The organism is Paraburkholderia sp. GV068 (assembly GCF_003058125.1).
GTDB lineage: Bacteria > Pseudomonadota > Gammaproteobacteria > Burkholderiales > Burkholderiaceae > Paraburkholderia > Paraburkholderia graminis.
This window is the reverse complement of the sequence record NZ_QBUB01000002.1, coordinates 502,103-518,039: the sequence shown is the minus strand read 5'-3', so window position 1 is coordinate 518,039 and position 15,937 is coordinate 502,103. Positions and strand designations below refer to the sequence as shown.

General features: G+C 62.4%; 15 protein-coding genes. 10 read left to right on the top strand and 5 right to left on the bottom strand.

Annotation, left to right across the window (positions count from 1 at the left end):
- Positions 1-18: 18 nt before the first annotated feature.
- The 4 genes from C8K18_RS07280 to C8K18_RS07265 are packed head-to-tail and all read left to right on the top strand — an operon-like array spanning position 19 to position 5,189.
- Positions 19-1,509, top strand: coding sequence for an aldehyde dehydrogenase (locus C8K18_RS07280; RefSeq protein WP_107707151.1), 1,491 nt, complete (start codon positions 19-21; stop codon positions 1,507-1,509).
- A 27-nt stretch (positions 1,510-1,536) separates the two neighbouring features.
- Positions 1,537-2,502, top strand: coding sequence for a VOC family protein (locus C8K18_RS07275; protein ID WP_107707097.1), 966 nt, complete (start codon positions 1,537-1,539; stop codon positions 2,500-2,502).
- Positions 2,495-3,760 carry an NAD(P)/FAD-dependent oxidoreductase gene (locus tag C8K18_RS07270; RefSeq protein WP_107707096.1) on the top strand — a complete coding sequence of 422 codons (1,266 nt, stop codon included), beginning with the start codon at positions 2,495-2,497 and terminating at the stop codon, positions 3,758-3,760. Before C8K18_RS07275 ends, C8K18_RS07270 begins: the two co-directional genes overlap by 8 nt.
- A gap of 25 nt (positions 3,761-3,785) precedes the next feature.
- The gene (locus C8K18_RS07265; RefSeq protein ID WP_006047368.1) at positions 3,786-5,189 is read left to right on the top strand and encodes an MFS transporter; all 1,404 of its coding nucleotides are present in this window, start codon (positions 3,786-3,788) and stop codon (positions 5,187-5,189) included.
- 118 nt (positions 5,190-5,307) lie between these two features.
- Here C8K18_RS07265 and C8K18_RS07260 read toward each other — a convergent pair whose 3' ends face one another.
- From C8K18_RS07260 to C8K18_RS07250, 3 genes are all read right to left on the bottom strand, one after another.
- The gene (locus tag C8K18_RS07260) at positions 5,308-5,769 is read right to left on the bottom strand and encodes a GNAT family N-acetyltransferase (RefSeq protein ID WP_107707095.1); all 462 of its coding nucleotides are present in this window, start codon (positions 5,767-5,769) and stop codon (positions 5,308-5,310) included.
- A 138-nt stretch (positions 5,770-5,907) separates the two neighbouring features.
- A complete protein-coding gene (locus tag C8K18_RS07255) occupies positions 5,908-7,011 on the bottom strand; it encodes an FAD-binding oxidoreductase (protein ID WP_107707094.1) in 1,104 nt (367 codons plus the stop codon).
- Positions 7,012-7,164: 153 nt separating this feature from the next.
- The gene (locus tag C8K18_RS07250) at positions 7,165-7,368 is read right to left on the bottom strand and encodes a DUF3562 domain-containing protein (protein WP_029967210.1); all 204 of its coding nucleotides are present in this window, start codon (positions 7,366-7,368) and stop codon (positions 7,165-7,167) included.
- A 339-nt stretch (positions 7,369-7,707) separates the two neighbouring features.
- Here C8K18_RS07250 and C8K18_RS07245 point away from each other — a divergent pair, with 339 nt between their 5' ends.
- From C8K18_RS07245 to C8K18_RS34040, 4 genes are all read left to right on the top strand, one after another.
- The gene (locus C8K18_RS07245) at positions 7,708-8,307 is read left to right on the top strand and encodes a cytochrome b (RefSeq protein ID WP_107707093.1); all 600 of its coding nucleotides are present in this window, start codon (positions 7,708-7,710) and stop codon (positions 8,305-8,307) included.
- 53 nt (positions 8,308-8,360) lie between these two features.
- The gene (locus C8K18_RS07240; protein WP_107707092.1) at positions 8,361-9,812 is read left to right on the top strand and encodes a glycosyltransferase family 2 protein; all 1,452 of its coding nucleotides are present in this window, start codon (positions 8,361-8,363) and stop codon (positions 9,810-9,812) included.
- 144 nt (positions 9,813-9,956) lie between these two features.
- Positions 9,957-11,165, top strand: coding sequence for an aromatic ring-hydroxylating dioxygenase subunit alpha (locus C8K18_RS07235; RefSeq protein ID WP_107707091.1), 1,209 nt, complete (start codon positions 9,957-9,959; stop codon positions 11,163-11,165).
- 352 nt (positions 11,166-11,517) lie between these two features.
- Complete coding sequence (locus C8K18_RS34040) at positions 11,518-11,970, top strand: rubredoxin (RefSeq protein ID WP_107707090.1); 453 nt, start codon at positions 11,518-11,520, stop codon at positions 11,968-11,970.
- Here C8K18_RS34040 and C8K18_RS07220 read toward each other — a convergent pair.
- Positions 11,967-12,815, bottom strand: a complete 849-nt coding sequence (locus C8K18_RS07220; RefSeq protein ID WP_107707089.1) for an oxidoreductase — start codon at positions 12,813-12,815, stop codon at positions 11,967-11,969. The genes C8K18_RS34040 and C8K18_RS07220 overlap by 4 nt on opposite strands.
- A 135-nt stretch (positions 12,816-12,950) precedes the next feature.
- A complete protein-coding gene (locus C8K18_RS07215) occupies positions 12,951-13,871 on the bottom strand; it encodes a LysR substrate-binding domain-containing protein (RefSeq protein WP_107707088.1) in 921 nt (306 codons plus the stop codon).
- A gap of 132 nt (positions 13,872-14,003) precedes the next feature.
- On the opposite strand from C8K18_RS07215, the gene C8K18_RS07210 reads away from it, so the two are divergent.
- Positions 14,004-14,774 (top strand): transporter substrate-binding domain-containing protein, encoded by a 771-nt coding sequence (locus C8K18_RS07210; protein WP_107707087.1) that lies wholly within the window; start codon positions 14,004-14,006, stop codon positions 14,772-14,774.
- 40 nt (positions 14,775-14,814) lie between these two features.
- The gene (locus C8K18_RS07205) at positions 14,815-15,930 is read left to right on the top strand and encodes a succinylglutamate desuccinylase/aspartoacylase family protein (protein ID WP_107707086.1); all 1,116 of its coding nucleotides are present in this window, start codon (positions 14,815-14,817) and stop codon (positions 15,928-15,930) included.
- The last annotated feature ends 7 nt before the right edge of the window (positions 15,931-15,937 follow it).

Sequence of the window (15,937 nt, the reverse complement as noted above, 5' to 3'; positions counted from 1 at the left end):
CAAACCGGAATGACCGACATGACTCACTTCGATACCAGCCTTGTGCCGACCGGCGACATTTTTATCGGCGGCGAATGGCGGCAAGGGCGCGGCAACCCGTATAAAAGCCTGTATCCGGCGGACCAGTCGGTCAACATGGAAATCTCCACGGCGAACGCCGACGACGCCCGCGAAGCCGTGGAAGCCGCGGATATCGCATGGCGTCGCGCGGACTGGTCCGGTTTGAAGCCGCATCAACGCGCGCTGATTCTGTATCGCATCGCCGATCTGATCATGACGCGTCACGAAGCGCTTGCGCAATTGCAGCGTCGCGACAACGGCAAGCCGATTGGTGAGACGCGCGTGCTCGTGGCAAGCGCGGCCAACACGTTCCGCTATTTCGCGGCGTGCCTCGAAACGCTCGACGAAGAAGTCACGCCTTCGCGCGGCGATTATCTGACGATGAGCGTGTATGAACCCATCGGCGTGATCGCTGCAATTACGCCGTGGAATTCGCCGATTGCATCCGACGCGCAAAAGCTCGCGCCCGCATTGGCCGGCGGCAACGCCGTCGTGTTGAAGCCCGCGGAAGTGACGCCTTTGACGTCGCTGGCGCTCGCGCGCATCTGCGAGGAAGCGGGCGTGCCGAAGGGCGTGATCAGCGTGTTGCCGGGCAAGGGCTCGGTGATCGGCGACGTGCTCGTGCGTCATCCGCTCGTGAAGAAAGTGTCGTTCACCGGCGGCACCGAAGTAGGCCGAGGCATCGCGCGCATTGCAGCGGACAAGCTGATGCCGGTTTCGCTTGAACTCGGCGGCAAATCGCCGACCATTGTTTTCGACGACGCCGATCTCGATCACGCGGTGAACGGCGTGCTGTACGGCATTTTCAGCTCGTCGGGCGAAGCGTGCATCGCGGGCTCGCGTTTGTTCGTGCAGCGCTCTATCTATGATGCGTTCATGAAGCGTCTGGTAGAAGGCGCGCGCAAGTTGCGCGTCGGCGATCCGTCGCGCGTGGAAACGCAGATGGGTCCGCTGATCACGCAGGCGCATCGCGAAACGGTCGAGCGTTATGTCGCGCTCGGTCTTGAAGAAGGTGGACGCCTGCTGTGCGGCGGCGAGCGTCCGGTCGGCGATGGTCGCGAACAAGGCACCTATTTTCAGCCGACGATTCTCGAAGGCCTGACCAACGACGCACGCATCTGCCAGGAAGAAATCTTCGGCCCTGTGCTGGTCGCGATGCCGTTCGACGACGAAGCGTCGTTGCTCAAAGAAGCCAACAACAGTGTGTTCGGCCTCGCCGCCGGCATCTGGACGCGCGATTACAAGCGTGCTTACCGGATCGCCCGCGCGCTGGAAGCCGGCACGATCTGGATCAACACCTACAAGCTGTTCTCGATCTCGACGCCATTTAGCGGCTGGAAAGAGAGCGGCATGGGACGCGAGAAAGGCCGGCTCGGCATCCGCGAATACATGCAGCAGAAGAGCCTCTACTGGGGCTTGAACGACGCGCCGCTGGCGTGGGCTGACTGAAGACACACGATACGCAAGAGGCAGGTTATGACGATTCTCGGCATTGAACAGATTATCTACGGCGTGACGGATCTTGCTACCTGTCGACGCTTTTTCGCGGACTGGGGCTTGAAGGAAGTCGCGCACGACGAAACGCATGCGCGCTTCGAAACGCTCAACGGCTGCACGGTTCTCGCCGTCGATGCCAACGATCCGTCGCTGCCGCCCGCATTCGAAGAAGGTCCGACGCTGCGCGAAGTCACGTGGGGCGTTGCGACTAAAGCTGAACTCGACGAATTGCGCGGACGCTTTGCGAGTCAGCCGGGCCATTTCGAAACCGAAGATGCAGTCGGTTGCATTGATCCCAACGGCATGGCGATTCGCGTTGAAGTGACGCGCAAACGTGCGCTCGATATTCACGGCTCGCCTTCGAACGTGTGGGGCCAAACGCTGCGCGTGGATCAGCCGTCGCCGATTTACGAGCGCGCCGAACCCGTCGAAGTGGGTCATGTCGTGTTCTTCACGAACAGGCTGGCCGAACAGGAAAAGTTCTACCAGGAACTGCTCGGCTTCGAAATGTCGGACCGTTATCCGGGCCGCGGTGCATTCATGCGCTGCGCGCCGCACGGCGGCCATCACGACATTTTTCTGCTCGCGTTGCCGAACGGCAAGCGCGGTCTGAATCACGTCGCGTTCACCGTTCGCGACATCCATGAAGTGTTCGGCGGCGGCATGCACATCAGCCGCTGCGGTTGGGATACGCAACTCGGGCCGGGACGTCATCCGGTTTCGTCGGCGTACTTCTGGTACTTCCAGAATCCCGCCGGCGGCCTGATCGAGTACTACGCCGACGAAGACCAGCTCACGCCCGAATGGCAGCCGCGCGATTTCGAACCGGGCCCGACCGTGTTCGCCGAATGGGCGATCGACGGCGGCATCGACGGCAATACGCGTCGGCAGAAAAACGCGAAGGCGCCGGAAGGAAAGTTCATGACGGAGCGCAAAAATGACTGACGCTGCTACTGAAAAAGCGCGAGCCGCGCACGCCGAGCTTGAAGTGCCGCGCACGATTGTCGTGATCGGCGGCGGCCAGGCGGCGGGCTGGGTCGTGAAGACGCTGCGCAAGGAAGGCTACGACGGCCGCCTCGTGATGATCGCCGACGAAGTGCATTTGCCCTACGAACGTCCGCCGCTTTCCAAGGCCGTGCTTTCCGGCGAAGCGACTATCGACACCGTGCGTCTCGTGAAGCCCGACGATTTCGACGCGCTGAAGATCGAAGCGTGGCAGCCGGATTGCGCGACGTCGATTGATCGCGAGAAGCGTGTTGTTCGCACGCAAGCGGGACGTGAAGTGCAATACGACCGCCTCGTGATCGCGACGGGCGGCGCGGCGCGTCGCTTGCCGGATGCGCTGGTGAAGACCTCGCACGTGACTTATCTGCGCACGCTTGACGAAGCCGTTTTGCTCGGCGAACGGCTGCGCGCGAGCAAGCGTGTGCTCGTGGTGGGCGGCGGCTGGATCGGTCTCGAAGTGGCGGCGACGGCGCGCAAGCTCGGCGTTGATGCAACCGTGGTGGAAGGCGCGCCGCGTCTATGCGCCCGTTCATTGCCGCCGATGGTCTCCGACTTCCTGCTCGACCTGCATCGTGCGAACGGTGTGGACGTGCGCCTCAAAGCCGCGCTCACGAAGCTCGAAGATCATCCGAACGACGTGAATCGCATTCGTGCAACCTTCGCCGACGGCTCGACTTTGGACGCCGATTTCGCGGTCGCCGGCATCGGTCTTACGCCGCACACGGCGTTGGCCGAAGCGGCGGGCGTGAAGGTCGAGGACGGCATCGTGGTCGATCATTTCGGCGCGACCGACGACCCGCGCATCTTCGCTTGCGGCGACGTGGCGAATCATCCGAGCGCGTGGCTGAAGCGGCGCGTGCGCCTCGAATCGTGGGCCAATGCGCAGAACCAGGCGATTGGCGCGGCCAAGGCGCTGCTCGGCAAGTTTGAACCATACGCGGACATTCCGTGGTTCTGGTCCGATCAATACGACGTCAATCTGCAGATTCTCGGCGACATTCCCGCCGATGCGCAGCTCGCGATACGCGGCGATTTGCCGGGCAAGCGCGCGACGCTTTTTCATCTGGAAGACGGCGCGATTCGCGGCGTGATCGCCATCAACACTCCGCGCGAACTGAAGCTCTCGCGCAAGTGGATGAATCAAGGCCGGACCATCGACCTTGCCACACTGACCGACGCCTCAACGGCGCTTGCCTAACCACATCTACGGACGGCACCACGGCATGAGAACCATCGACAACACCATTGGAGACCGCAGCGCCGCAGGCGTTTCGGGCCCTGTCACGAGAGGCTCGATCATCGCGCGGCTCGAGCGACTGCCGAAGAACGCGATGCAGGTGCGCGCGCGGATTCTGATCGGGCTCGCCACGTTCTTCGACGGCTTCGACGTGATCGCGATTGCGGCCACGCTGCCGGTGCTGATCGCGAAGTGGCATCTGACGCCGTGGGAAATCGGCTTTCTGATCGGCTCGGGGTCGGTCGGGCAACTGATCGGTGCGTTTGTGTTCCCGTGGTATGCCGAGCGTCATGGGCGCGTTCGAGCGATTGCGCTGAGCTCGGGGATTATCGGTGTCACGAGCATTGCGTGCGGATTTGCGCCGACGTTCGCGGCATTTGTCGTGCTGCGCGTGATTCAGGGCCTGGGACTCGGCGGCGAATTGCCGGTTGCCGCGACTTACATCAACGAGATTAGCCGTGCGCATGGGCGCGGCCGTTTCGTGCTGTTGTATGAAATTGTTTTTCCGGTTGGGCTGCTGGCTTCAAATGCGCTCGGCGCGTGGATCGTGCCGCGTTTCGGCTGGCAGGCAATGTATTTTATCGGCGGCATGCCGTTGATTCTGTTCTTCGTGTTGCGCAAGCTCGTGCCCGAGTCGCCGCGCTGGCTCGCCGAACGCGAACGCATGGCCGATGCCGATGCAGCAGTCCATGCATTTGAACGCGCCGCGAAGGGTCCGTTGCCGCCGGTCGTGCATTCGGCCGAATTTGAAGCAATGGCGAATCGTCATCCGAAGCGCCGCATGGGCGATCTGTTTGGTCCGGCGTATTTGAAGCGAACGCTGGCCGTTGCGATGCTGTGGATCACCTGCGGCTTCATTCAGTATGGTCTGTCGACGTGGCTGCCGACCATCTATCGCACGATCTATCACGCGCCGTTGCAACTGGCGTTGAACCTTGCGGTGGCGGCTTCGGTGCTGGGCGTGGTGGGGTCGCTGACTTGCGCGCTGCTGGTGGACAAGGTGGGGCGTAAGCCGATCATTAATCTGTCGTTTCTGGCGTGCGCAGTTTCGCTGCTGATGGCGGGCGTGTTGCACGATTCGTCGGTGTATGTGGTGGCGACGTGCTGTGCGTTGTCGCTCGGCTTTCTCGCGTGCGGCTTCATCACCGCTTATGTGTACACGCCGGAACTGTACCCGACGAGCATCCGCGCGATGGGTTGCGGCGTCGGCGGCGCATGGCTGAAAGTCGCGGCGATTTTCGCGCCGGCGATTGTGTCGAAGACGATGATCGGCGGTAATTTGCAGATCGCGTTTTATATTCTCGCGGCTGTGCCGTTTCTTGCGGCGGTGGCCGTGCATTTTCTCGGGATTGAAACCAAGGGCAAGGTGCTCGAGCAGTTGGAGGCTTGAGGGCGGGTTAGGTGGGCGGTGATGTGAGGCCGTAATTGCGGGGATGAAAAGCGCACTGGGTGGTGCGCTTTTTGTTTTGGGGCGAGCCGCGTGAATGTCTAAAGCAGCGGGGCGTTGCTCACACCTGCTTCCGATAAACCACAAACCCCGACTTATCCGCCACCGCGTCGTACAACTTCATCGCCGTGTGATTCGTCTCGTGCGTTTGCCAATACACGCGCTGCGAACCGTCTGCTTTCGCGCGCGCATACACTGCCTCGATCAACGCGCGCCCCACGCCTTTGCCGCGCTCGGATTCCAACGTATACAGATCCTGCAAATAACAAATCGGTCCCGCGAGCGTCGTGTGCCGGTGATACAGAAAGTGCACGATGCCGACCAACTGCCCATTGCGTTCCGCAACCATCGCATGCATCGGCTCGTATGCATCGAAAAAGCGGCCCCACGTAAGTTGCGTGATTTCACGCGGCAATGCGGTCTCGCCGGAGCGGCCGTAAAACGCGTTATACGCGTCCCATAGCGGCAGCCATGCATTGAAATCGTCGTGTTTGACGGGGCGGATCTGAATCGTGTCGGACATGCGCGGCTCCTTTGTTATATCGACGCAAACCGTCAGCATAAGAAAATCGGGCCGCGATTGTTAGCTCCAGCGCATGCGCAGAATTTGGAACCATGCACTCACTCAGCGCAACATCAAGCGCCGTCGCTCACAACGTCCTCACACCGTTTCCGCTCTGAGCCACTGAACGAGCGTCGCGTCGTCATCGGTTTCGAGCGCATGCGCGACTCGCTGGCCCACGGCCGCGCCGAATTTGTAGCCGTGCCCCGAGCACGCCGACACCACGAGCGTCTTGCCGATGCGCTTCGAAAAGAACCGCTCATCCGCGGTGAACGTGTACGCGCAGGTCTTCACCTCCGTGACCGTATATTCGTCGATGCGGCTAAGCGGCGGCGCAAAGAGCCGTCGCAAACGGTCGCCTTCGTCGGGCCCGGCGATGCGGTCGGTTTCTGCATCCGGCACCGCCCGTTTGAATGCACGCGCACCGAACTTCAGACCAATACCGTCGCTGGGCGGCAATACATAGCCGTCGCTCGAACCGCCAATGTCGACGATTGCCGGCGCGTTCGACCACGCATCGTCGAGATCGGCGGGCGGCGTCAGATAAGCAACGGCGTTGCGATAGATCGAGAGGTTCTCGGCGAGCGACGGAAAGAGCCGCAGCGTCCAGGCGCCGGCCGTCACCACGAGCCGGTCCGCGTGAACCGTCGCGCCGCTTTCGATGCGCACGCTCGCGTTCTGCGGATCGATCGCCACGGCCTTCGTGTGCATGCGAATGTCGACGCCGCGCATGCGGAGCCATGCTTTCAGATCATGCGCAATGCGCTCGCTGAAAAGCGTGCCGCCGTCGCGATCAAAGTAGGCGTAGCGAAACGTAGCGGCATCGAGAAACGGGTAACGCTCGGCGGCCTCGCGCGGATCGAGCCGTTCGTACTCGAAGCCCATGCGGTCAAGACCGATGCGGAACCGCTCGGCGCCATCGCCGGCAAACTGCGAAATACCGAGCACGCCGCAATTTGCATTGTGCGAAACGCCGAGATCGTCCCATAGCATGTCCCAACTATCGAACGCTTCGGCGATGGCTTGCGCATAGCCGTCGGCTTCGCCATATGCCCGGCGAATCATGCGATGCCGGTCGCCCGATGCGGCGAGCGGATTCGGGATCGAACCCTGCTCGATCAGCGTGACGTCATGCCCCAGTTTGGTGAGGGACCATGCCGTGCTCAGCCCGGCGATTCCCGCGCCAACGATTGCCACACGCATGCCAATCCCCCGGTCGGTTGAACGGAGTTCAGTCTAGCAGCGGGAAAAAATAAGCGGTGTTTTACGTGCAATGGCGCGGGTATCGCGGCGTATATCGCCGCATGTATCAGGCTAAATCAACCGACGAATCGCATGACACACGCGCCGCGATATTCAATGCTTGCGATGTGACGCGTCGCGAAGCTGGTCGCGCACTTTCCTGGCCGCGAAGAGCGGCACGTAATCCTGCACCTTGGCTTGATGGCGATAGTCGGCCAACGTGTCCGCGTACATCTTCGAGACCGTCTCGGTCGGCGTATCGGTCTCTTCCGCGATGCTTCTCACCACTTCTTCCACATTTGGCTCGGGTTGCGACATTGATGTCTCCGGTTAAGCGACGGTCGATAGGCGAATGCAGCCAAACACAGGGCTTTTATTAGAGGATGCGATTTCCGCCGATGCCAATTGAATTGGCCTATCGCGGGTTGCACGCCACAGAGATATTTTTCTTGCGCCACGAAGTTCTCGGGTCTAGCGCAAACTCGCCGAGGCCTGCCGACGTGAAATAAACCGAAACACATCATTAAGCACGTCATGGAATAAAACGGCACACTCAGCAGTTCTTGTCCGTGAATGGTGCGTCGCTTAAGCCGCTGAACACGCTGAACGCGCCATTACAAAGACATTGCAACGATTCTCTCGCCGATCACATCACTCATGAACACGCACACTCAACGTCTGGCCAACCCGACCCACGCTTCGGCAGCCCCGCGATACACGCGCACGGCAATCGCGCTGCACTGGCTCATCGCGTTGCTGATCATCGGCAACGTGGTGCTGGCCTTGAGCGCGGACTCGCTGCCCGACGACTGGGTGCGTCCGGTGATCAATACGCACAAGTCGATCGGCATCACGGTACTCGGCCTCGCGCTAATGCGGATCTTGTGGCGCGTATCGCACAAGCCGCCGCCGTTGCCGCGCGAGTTTCCGTCGTGGGAAAAAGTGGCCGCGCATGCCGCGCACTTCGTTCTCTATTTCCTGATGATCGCGCTGCCGCTCTCGGGCTGGCTGCACGACTCGGCATGGAAGGACGCGGCCACGCATCCCATGCGGCTCTTCGATCTGTTTCCCTGGCCGCGCATCGGCTACGTGATGAACCTCGAGCCGGCGTTGAAGGAGACGCTGCATGACCGCTTCGGCGCATTGCATACGTGGCTCGGCTATGCGCTGTACGCGCTGCTCGCCATGCATATCGGCGGCGCGCTGAAGCACGAGTGGATCGATCGTAAATCGGTTCTGAAGCGCATGGTGCCGTGAGAACCGCATCGCTCATTTTCTGAAACGGCAGCAATCATCGACGCTTAGCAATTTTGAAAAAGACCCTGGAACAGGCGTTCGCGCTTGCATCGCCCCGCATCGTGCCGCGCGGCACGACGTGGTTGAGCACGCTGATTCATACGGCCGTCGTCGCTGCATGGCTGCTGTTGTTTGCGCGTGCATTCTTTCTGCACGGCGTGGTTGCGTGGTCGACGGGTATCGCCTACGTGATCTACGACACGTTGCTGCTCGCGTTCGTCACCTGGAAAAGCTTGCCGTTGATGCGCCGTGTGCCGCCGCTCGAGCCCGATTACGATCGGCGCACTCTGCCGGACATGGGTGTGATCGTCGCCTCGCATAACGAGGCGGCCGTGCTGCCGGTCACGATCGCGGCGCTGCTGCGGCAGGTGCACGGCCCGGCTCAAATCGTCATTGCCGACGACGGCTCGACCGATCAAACGCACTCGCTCCTTACCGAACGCTTCGGTCTCACCGCGCCTGCCGAGGGCACGCTGAGCGCACCGAGCGCGCTGCATCCGAACCTCTTCTGGCTGCGCATGCCGCACGGCGGCAAGGCGCGCGCGCTCAACGCCGCCATCACGTTGATGACGACGGAAACCGTGATGACCGTCGACGCCGACACGCTTCTCGACGACGACGCCACCTACGCGATGCGCGCCGCTTTTGCGAGCGACGCGAAGCTCGTCGCCGCGGCCGGCATTCTGGTGCCGGTGTGCGGCAAATCGGCGTCGGGCCGCGTGCTGCAATGGTTCCAGACCTACGAATACATGCGCAATTTCATCGCGCGTTTTGCGTGGATGCGCGCCGACAGTCTGCTGCTCGTGTCGGGCGCGTTCGCATCGTTCAAACGCGAGGCGCTGCTCGATGTCGGCGGTTTCGATCCGCAGTGTCTGGTCGAAGACTACGAGCTGATTCACCGGCTGCGCCGTCATTCCGTCGATCACGGCCTCGGCTGGGACGTGCGTGTGATCGGCAACGCGCATGCGCACACGGATGCGCCCGACAACCTCGCCAGTTTCCTGCGCCAGCGCCGCCGCTGGTTCGCGGGCTTCCTGCAAACGCAGTACTGGAATCGCGACATGACCGGCAATCCGCGCTATGGAATGCTCGGCATGCTGATGCTGCCCGTCAAGGCGCTCGACACGATGCAGCCGATCTACGGCCTGACGGCGTTCGGATTGCTGCTCGCTTTTTTGCTGGGCGGTCACGGCGCGATCGTCGCGTCGATCTTCGGCGTGATCGGCGTCAAAACGGCGATCGATCTCGCCTTTTACCTGTGGAGCATCCATCTTTACCGACGCTGGACCGGCACGCGCAGCCGTGCCGGCATGGGGATGGCGATGCTCGCGGCAATCGCGGAGCCGTTCACTTTCCAGTTGCTGCGGCACCTGGGCGCGGCGCTCGGCTGGCTGCATTTTTTGCGCGGCGGACGCTCGTGGGGCGTGCAGCGCCGCACCGGCCTGATAGCCCGCGACGACGCGTAGCGACACCCCCGAGCACCCGGCCGCCGGGCGCGGCGCGATGTCCCGCCCGCCCCAGGCTCCGCCCGGTTCGAGTAGACTGACGGCGATAACGGCCGCCACACGCGGTCTCCTACTCTATCCGCACGTGCACGGAGGCTCCACACTATGCATGCTGTTCCCCCGCTCGAACAAAACACCGTCGAGGCGTCGCCAACGCATGCGGCATCGCCAAAAGCCGCTCCCACACAGGGCCAGGCCGCCAACGACGCGCCGGTTCGCGACCTGCGCCGCGTCGGGATTCACCCGGACTACTGGTATCCGCTCGCGTGGTCACATGAGGTGAAGCGCGGCAAGACGCATGGGGTGACGTTCGCGGGCGATCCGATCGTGCTCGCGCGCACCGAGTCCGGCAAGGTGTTCGCGCTCGAAGACCGCTGCGCGCATCGGCAGGTGCCGTTGCACCAGGGCGTGGTCGATGGCGAATCGATTCGTTGCGGTTACCACGGCTGGACTTACGACTGCTCGGGCAAATGCATCGACGTGCCCTATCTCGGGCGCGAGCGTTTGCCGAACGGCGTGCGCTCGTATCCGTGCCGCGAAGTGGAAGGACTGATCTTCGTATTCCCCGGCGACCCGGCAATGGCCGAGGTTCGTCCGCTGCCCACGCTCGGCTCCGTGTCGGACAAGAAGTACAAGACGCGGCGCTTCGGCCGTCCGGTGAATTGCCACTACTCGTTCATGCACGAGAATCTGATGGACATGAACCATCAGTTTTTGCATCGCCGGCAAATGGGACAGATGCGCGCGCGCTCGCTCGGGCGGCGGCGCGGCGAAGGCTGGGTCGAGGTCGACTATACGTTTGCGCGCATGGCCGGCCAGCAGCCGATCGGCGAGGCTATCGTGTTCGGCCAGAGCCGCAAAACGGGCGGCGACAACGACAAGGACGTGATGACGATCCGCACCGAGTATCCGTATCAGACGCTGCAGATTCGCACGTCGGAGAAGACACTCGTGATGGATCTGTGGATCGTCTATGTGCCGCTCGATCGCGAGCAGCGCACCAATCGCACGTTCGGGCTGCTGTCGATTCGCAAGCCGGGCATTCCTGGCGCACTGAATCTCGCGTGGCCGCTGCTGGTGTGGTTCACCGAGCGCATCTTCAAGGAAGACCGCGAAATCGTCGAAGCAGAGCAGCGCGCGCACGATTCGCAGGGCGCGGACTGGAATCACGAGGTGTTTCCCGTTATCAACGATCTGCGCGCGCTGCTGCGCGAATGCGGCTCGCCGGATCAGGTGGTCGGCGCGGGCACCGGGGATACCGAAGTGATCCGCTTCTGGGACGCGCGTCACGGCAGCCCGCTGGCGAAAAGCTGAGCGGAAGCGCGGGGCGGCCTACCGCGGGCGGCTTTGCGCCTGCCCGCGAATGAGTTCATCTCCGCGCCGTAAATAATCCGGCGCGTTCGCGCTGCGATAATGGCAAGTGCTCGCCAATCAGGCGAGCCACCGCTTGCCCAAGATCACACACGGGTTTGCGCAAATCGGCATGCGCCGCCGCGCGACCCGTGTACCATTTCGCTTTTTCCGATTTCCGAAGACCGTCTCGTGACCACGCAACAACTCCCCACCGCATCGCGCAAATCCCTCACTCTGCTTCAATTGCTTGGCCTGATCGGCGGCACTGCGCTTATCGCGGCCATCGTGCTCAATCTGGTCGTGTAACGCCGTCATGTACAAGAAGGGCGTAGCGCTGGAGATCCAGTTTTCCCCCGAACGGCTCAACGACGGCGCAGGCGATCCGTACTGGATCGACCTCACGCAAGACGAAGCGCAACGCCTGCTCGACAGCCTGCAGGCGCGCCTCGCAGCGAGCAGCGCAAGCGGCGCGAGCACGGAGGCGCCGCTCGTCGTCAGCCTGGACGAGACGCCGGCTTCACAGCAGCAAAGCGCGCCGGATTCGCCATCGGCGAATGCCACCAACGCCGCCAACGCCGCCAACCCCGCTTCCGCCGACGACTTCAAGCAGTGGGTCTGCGTGATCTGCGGCTGGATTTACGACGAAGCCGCCGGCTTGCCCGAAGAGGGCATCGCGCCGGGCACACGCTGGGCCGACGTTCCCGCCGACTGGCGTTGCCCGCTGTGCGACGTGGGCAAGGAAGACTTCGCGCTCGTCGAGTTCTAGGCGTCCGGGTAATCGGCGCCCACGGTGGTCGCTTCCCACGCATCGAAATCGCCGCGCATGAAGTCGAGCTTCTTGCGCGCGAGTTCGAGCGCGGTCTTGCCGAGCAGCAAACGCAGAGGCGGCTTGTCCGATAGCGCGGCGTCGATAATCGCTTGCGCCGCGCGCACCGGATCGCCCGCCTGGTTGCCGCTGCGCGCTTCCGTCTGCTTGCGCCGCTCGCCGGCGGTGGCCGCGTAGTCGTCGATGACGGTGGCCGACTGCTTCATCGACGCACCGGCCCAATTCGTGCGGAACGGACCGGGCTCCACGATCAGCACGTCGATGCCGAGCGGCTTGACCTCGGCGGCGAGCGTTTCCGACAGACCCTCCACCGCATATTTCGTCGCGTGGTAATAGCCGGTCGCCGCGAAACTCGCGAGCCCGCCAATCGACGATACGTTGACGATCAGACCGCTACGCTGCTCGCGCATGACCGGCAACACGGCCTTTGTGATGTCGACGAGACCGAACACGTTGGTCTCGAACATCGCCCGCACTTCCGCGTCTTCGCCTTCTTCGATTGCCGCCAGATAGCCGTAGCCGGCGTTATTCACGAGCGCGTCGATGTGGCCGAAGCGCTGCTTTGCCTGTGCGACGACCTCCGCGATCTGCGCGCGGTTCGTCACGTCGAGCGGCAGAACGAGCGCGCGCTCGCCGTGCGGCTCGGCAATGTCTTTTACTTTCGATGCATCGCGTGCCGTGACCACGGCGCGCCAGCCGCGCTCGAGCACCAGCTTCGCGAGTTCGCGGCCAAAGCCGGTCGAACAGCCGGTGATCAGCCAGACGGGATTGTCTCGATTCATCATGTGGGAAAACTCCTGTTGATGGTCTGCGACATAGCCTCGCGCCTTTCTTTTTACTGACGCCTCGAAAGTTGTTCGCGCGAAGAAGGGGGCTTTGATTCTAGTCGCAGCGCGGCAAGCCTGCTTGCAGCGCCGCCATCAACGCGCCCGCACGGTGCGCGTGTACGACGCGATCATCGTGGCGAGTTCCTGCGCGGCGGGCGTGAGCGGAATCGCGGCGCGTTGCAACAGGCAGACGGTTTGCTCGATCGCGCGCTCGCGGACGTCGATCGTGGTCAGCGCGCCGGCAAACGCGCCCTGTGTTGCGACAATCGACGACTCCAGCGACAGGCAATCCGTCGCGCCCACGAGATGCAGCGTCTCGTACAAACCTTCGACGGTCGCGACGATTTTCGGCGGCGGCAAACCATGACTTTCGAACAGATGATTCAGCCGATTGACTTGCGGATCGTCGGTGAGATTCGGCGAGCGCGTGGCGATCCATGTGCAATCGACGAGTTCGGCAAGCGAGCGAGCCTGCGCCTTCGGATGACCCTTGCGGCAGACGATCACTGGATCGGAGCGATAAAGCGGCACGACGGAAAGATCAGCGGTATCCGTGTGCTTCGACACCAGCGCGACTGCGAAGTCGAGCGTGCCTTCACGAATCCACGAAATCATCATGCGCGATGTGCCGGTGCGCAGATGCAGCGCCACTCGCTCGAAGCGCGTGCGGAACTGCATCAGCACGGGCGCCAATGCATCGACTAACGGTTCTGTCGTCATGCCGAACGTGACCTCGCCCGCGTAGTCGCCGCGCAATTGCTGCACCTCCTGCTCGGCGCGCTCGCATTCGCCGATAATCGCGCCCGCTCGCTGCAACAGCCGCTGGCCGAGCGCGGTCAGCGCGATGCCGCGATTCGTTCGGATGAAAAGCGTCGCGCCCAACATCGATTCGAGGTTCTGTAACTGCTGCGTGATGCCGCTTTGCGCGACGCCGAGTGCACGCGAGGCCGCGCGCAAGCTGCCATGTTCGGCGACGGCCTTGAAGGCGCGCAGTTGGGAGATCGTCAACGCCATTGGAGCGTCCGTGGTTCGCTGCCGGTGATCGGCAAAAGTGATCATGATAGTCCGAAGCTGACTTCTATGAAGCGGCGCAGCGGCATACGATGGGCTCGCCGTGTTCCGTCCACTTCGACAACTTCCGCTCCCATGAAACTGCCTCTGATGATGATCGTAAGCGCCGCGCTGGCCCTCAGCAGCGGCGCGTTTGCCGCCGGGTCCGACACGCTGCGCCTCGGCATCGACCCGAGCTATCCGCCGATGGATTCGAAATCGCCCGACGGCAGCCTCAGAGGCTTCGACGTCGACCTCGGCAATGAAATTTGCCGCCGCATTAAAGCGCGTTGCCAATGGGTCGAGCTCGAATTTTCGGGGATGATTCCCGCGCTGCAGGCACGCAAGATCGACGCGATTCTTTCGTCGATGGCGATCACGCAGAAACGCGAGCAGCAGATTCTATTTACGTCGAAGCTCTTTCAATTCAAATCGCGGCTGATCGCGCGGCAAGGCTCGCCGCTCGCCGCGGGCTTGCAGGCGCTCTCGGGCAAACAGATCGGCGTGCAATCGGGCACGCAGTTCGAAGGTTATGCGCTGAAGAACTGGACGCCGCTCGGCGCGCATGTCGTCGCGTACAAGAGCCAGGACGAGGTGTTCGCCGACTTGCAGAATGGACGACTCGACGGCGCGCTGCTCGGCTCGGTGGAAGCGGACTTTGGCTTTCTGCGCACGCCGTCCGGCAAGGGCTTCGCGTTTGTCGGCGAACCGCTTTCGATGGGCGATCGCGGCACGGGCATCGGCTTGCGCAAGGACGAGACGGCAGTGCAGGCGTCGATGAACGCCGCGATTGCCGCGATGTTGAAAGACGGCACCTATGCGCAGATCGCGAAAAAGTACTTCGACTTCGACCCGTACGGCAATTGATGCCCGCGCGTTCCGCTCTTTAACTCCACGCTCGTCTCTCATGAACAGGCAATCGCATCCGCTCATTTCGCCGGCAATCGGCACCCAGCGCGAACTCGTATCGTTTCACTTCGGCGCGCCAGGCAGCGGCGAGAAGATTTATATCCAGTCGTCGCTGCATGCCGACGAAACGCCAGCGATGCTGACCACGCTTCTATTGAAGCGTCGTTTGATCGAACTTGAAAAGCAGGGCGCGCTGAATGCCGAGATCGTGCTCGTGCCCGTGGCTAACCCCGTCGGACTGGGGCAGTACGTACTCGGACAATTTATCGGACGCTTCGACCTTGCAAGCGGCAAGAACTTCAACCGGCATTTTCTGCGGCTGACGAAACTTGTTGCGCAAGCGCGCGAAGCACTAGGTTCGGACGCCGCCGAAAACGTGCGGATCGTTCGTCGTCTGATTGCTGACGAACTCGCCGCGCAAAAGCCGTTGACCGAGTTCGAGTCATTGCAATTGGCGATGCTAAAGCTCTCGTTCGATGCAGACGTCGTGATCGATCTGCATTGTTCGCTCGAGGCCGCGATGCATCTCTACACGAGCGAGGCGGCGTGGCCTCAAGTCGAACCGTTCGCGCGCTATCTTGGCGCAGAAGCGTCGCTGCTGGCGACGAACTCAGGCGGCGAGGCGTTCGACGAAACGCATAGCCTGCTGTGGTGGGAGTTGCAGCAACACATGCCCGCCGACAAGCCGGTGCCTACCGGCACGATTGCGGTGACTGTCGAATGCCGCGGCCAGCGCGACGTTTCATACGAAGCGGCACAGCACGACGCCGATGCGATCGTCGACTATCTCATGTGGCGCAAGGCGATTCGGCTGGAAGCGAAGCCGCTGCCGCCGTTGCTGACTCCTGCGACGCCGCTCGCCGGAAGCGAGCAGTTCTATGCGCCCGTGAGCGGCATTCTCGTGCATCGCACGAAGATCGGCGAGACGATTCGCGTTGGTCAACCGTTGTTCGATATCGTCGATCCGCTGACGGACGAAACCACTACGTTGACGAGCAATACGGAAGGCGTGTTTTACATGCGTCGCGCGATTCGGTTCGTGACGGCGGGCGCGCCGCTGGGGCGTGTGACGGGGACGCGGGCGTTTCGGACGGGGGTGTTGTTGGGGGCGTGATGACAGC

What these genes read in the sequence shown, in the direction of transcription:
- C8K18_RS07235 (WP_107707091.1), top strand. Translation starts at nt 9,957, where the DNA reads ATGCATGCTGTTCCCCCGCTCGAACAAAACACCGTCGAGGCGTCGCCA.
- C8K18_RS07210 (WP_107707087.1), top strand. Translation starts at nt 14,004, where the DNA reads ATGAAACTGCCTCTGATGATGATCGTAAGCGCCGCGCTGGCCCTCAGC.
- C8K18_RS07255 (WP_107707094.1), bottom strand. Translation starts at nt 7,011, where the DNA reads ATGCGTGTGGCAATCGTTGGCGCGGGAATCGCCGGGCTGAGCACGGCA.
- C8K18_RS34040 (WP_107707090.1), top strand. Translation starts at nt 11,518, where the DNA reads ATGTACAAGAAGGGCGTAGCGCTGGAGATCCAGTTTTCCCCCGAACGG.
- C8K18_RS07205 (WP_107707086.1), top strand. Translation starts at nt 14,815, where the DNA reads ATGAACAGGCAATCGCATCCGCTCATTTCGCCGGCAATCGGCACCCAG.
- C8K18_RS07265 (WP_006047368.1), top strand. Translation starts at nt 3,786, where the DNA reads ATGAGAACCATCGACAACACCATTGGAGACCGCAGCGCCGCAGGCGTT.
- C8K18_RS07215 (WP_107707088.1), bottom strand. Translation starts at nt 13,871, where the DNA reads ATGGCGTTGACGATCTCCCAACTGCGCGCCTTCAAGGCCGTCGCCGAA.
- C8K18_RS07245 (WP_107707093.1), top strand. Translation starts at nt 7,708, where the DNA reads ATGAACACGCACACTCAACGTCTGGCCAACCCGACCCACGCTTCGGCA.
- C8K18_RS07270 (WP_107707096.1), top strand. Translation starts at nt 2,495, where the DNA reads ATGACTGACGCTGCTACTGAAAAAGCGCGAGCCGCGCACGCCGAGCTT.
- C8K18_RS07280 (WP_107707151.1), top strand. Translation starts at nt 19, where the DNA reads ATGACTCACTTCGATACCAGCCTTGTGCCGACCGGCGACATTTTTATC.
- C8K18_RS07250 (WP_029967210.1), bottom strand. Translation starts at nt 7,368, where the DNA reads ATGTCGCAACCCGAGCCAAATGTGGAAGAAGTGGTGAGAAGCATCGCG.
- C8K18_RS07275 (WP_107707097.1), top strand. Translation starts at nt 1,537, where the DNA reads ATGACGATTCTCGGCATTGAACAGATTATCTACGGCGTGACGGATCTT.
- C8K18_RS07260 (WP_107707095.1), bottom strand. Translation starts at nt 5,769, where the DNA reads ATGTCCGACACGATTCAGATCCGCCCCGTCAAACACGACGATTTCAAT.
- C8K18_RS07220 (WP_107707089.1), bottom strand. Translation starts at nt 12,815, where the DNA reads ATGATGAATCGAGACAATCCCGTCTGGCTGATCACCGGCTGTTCGACC.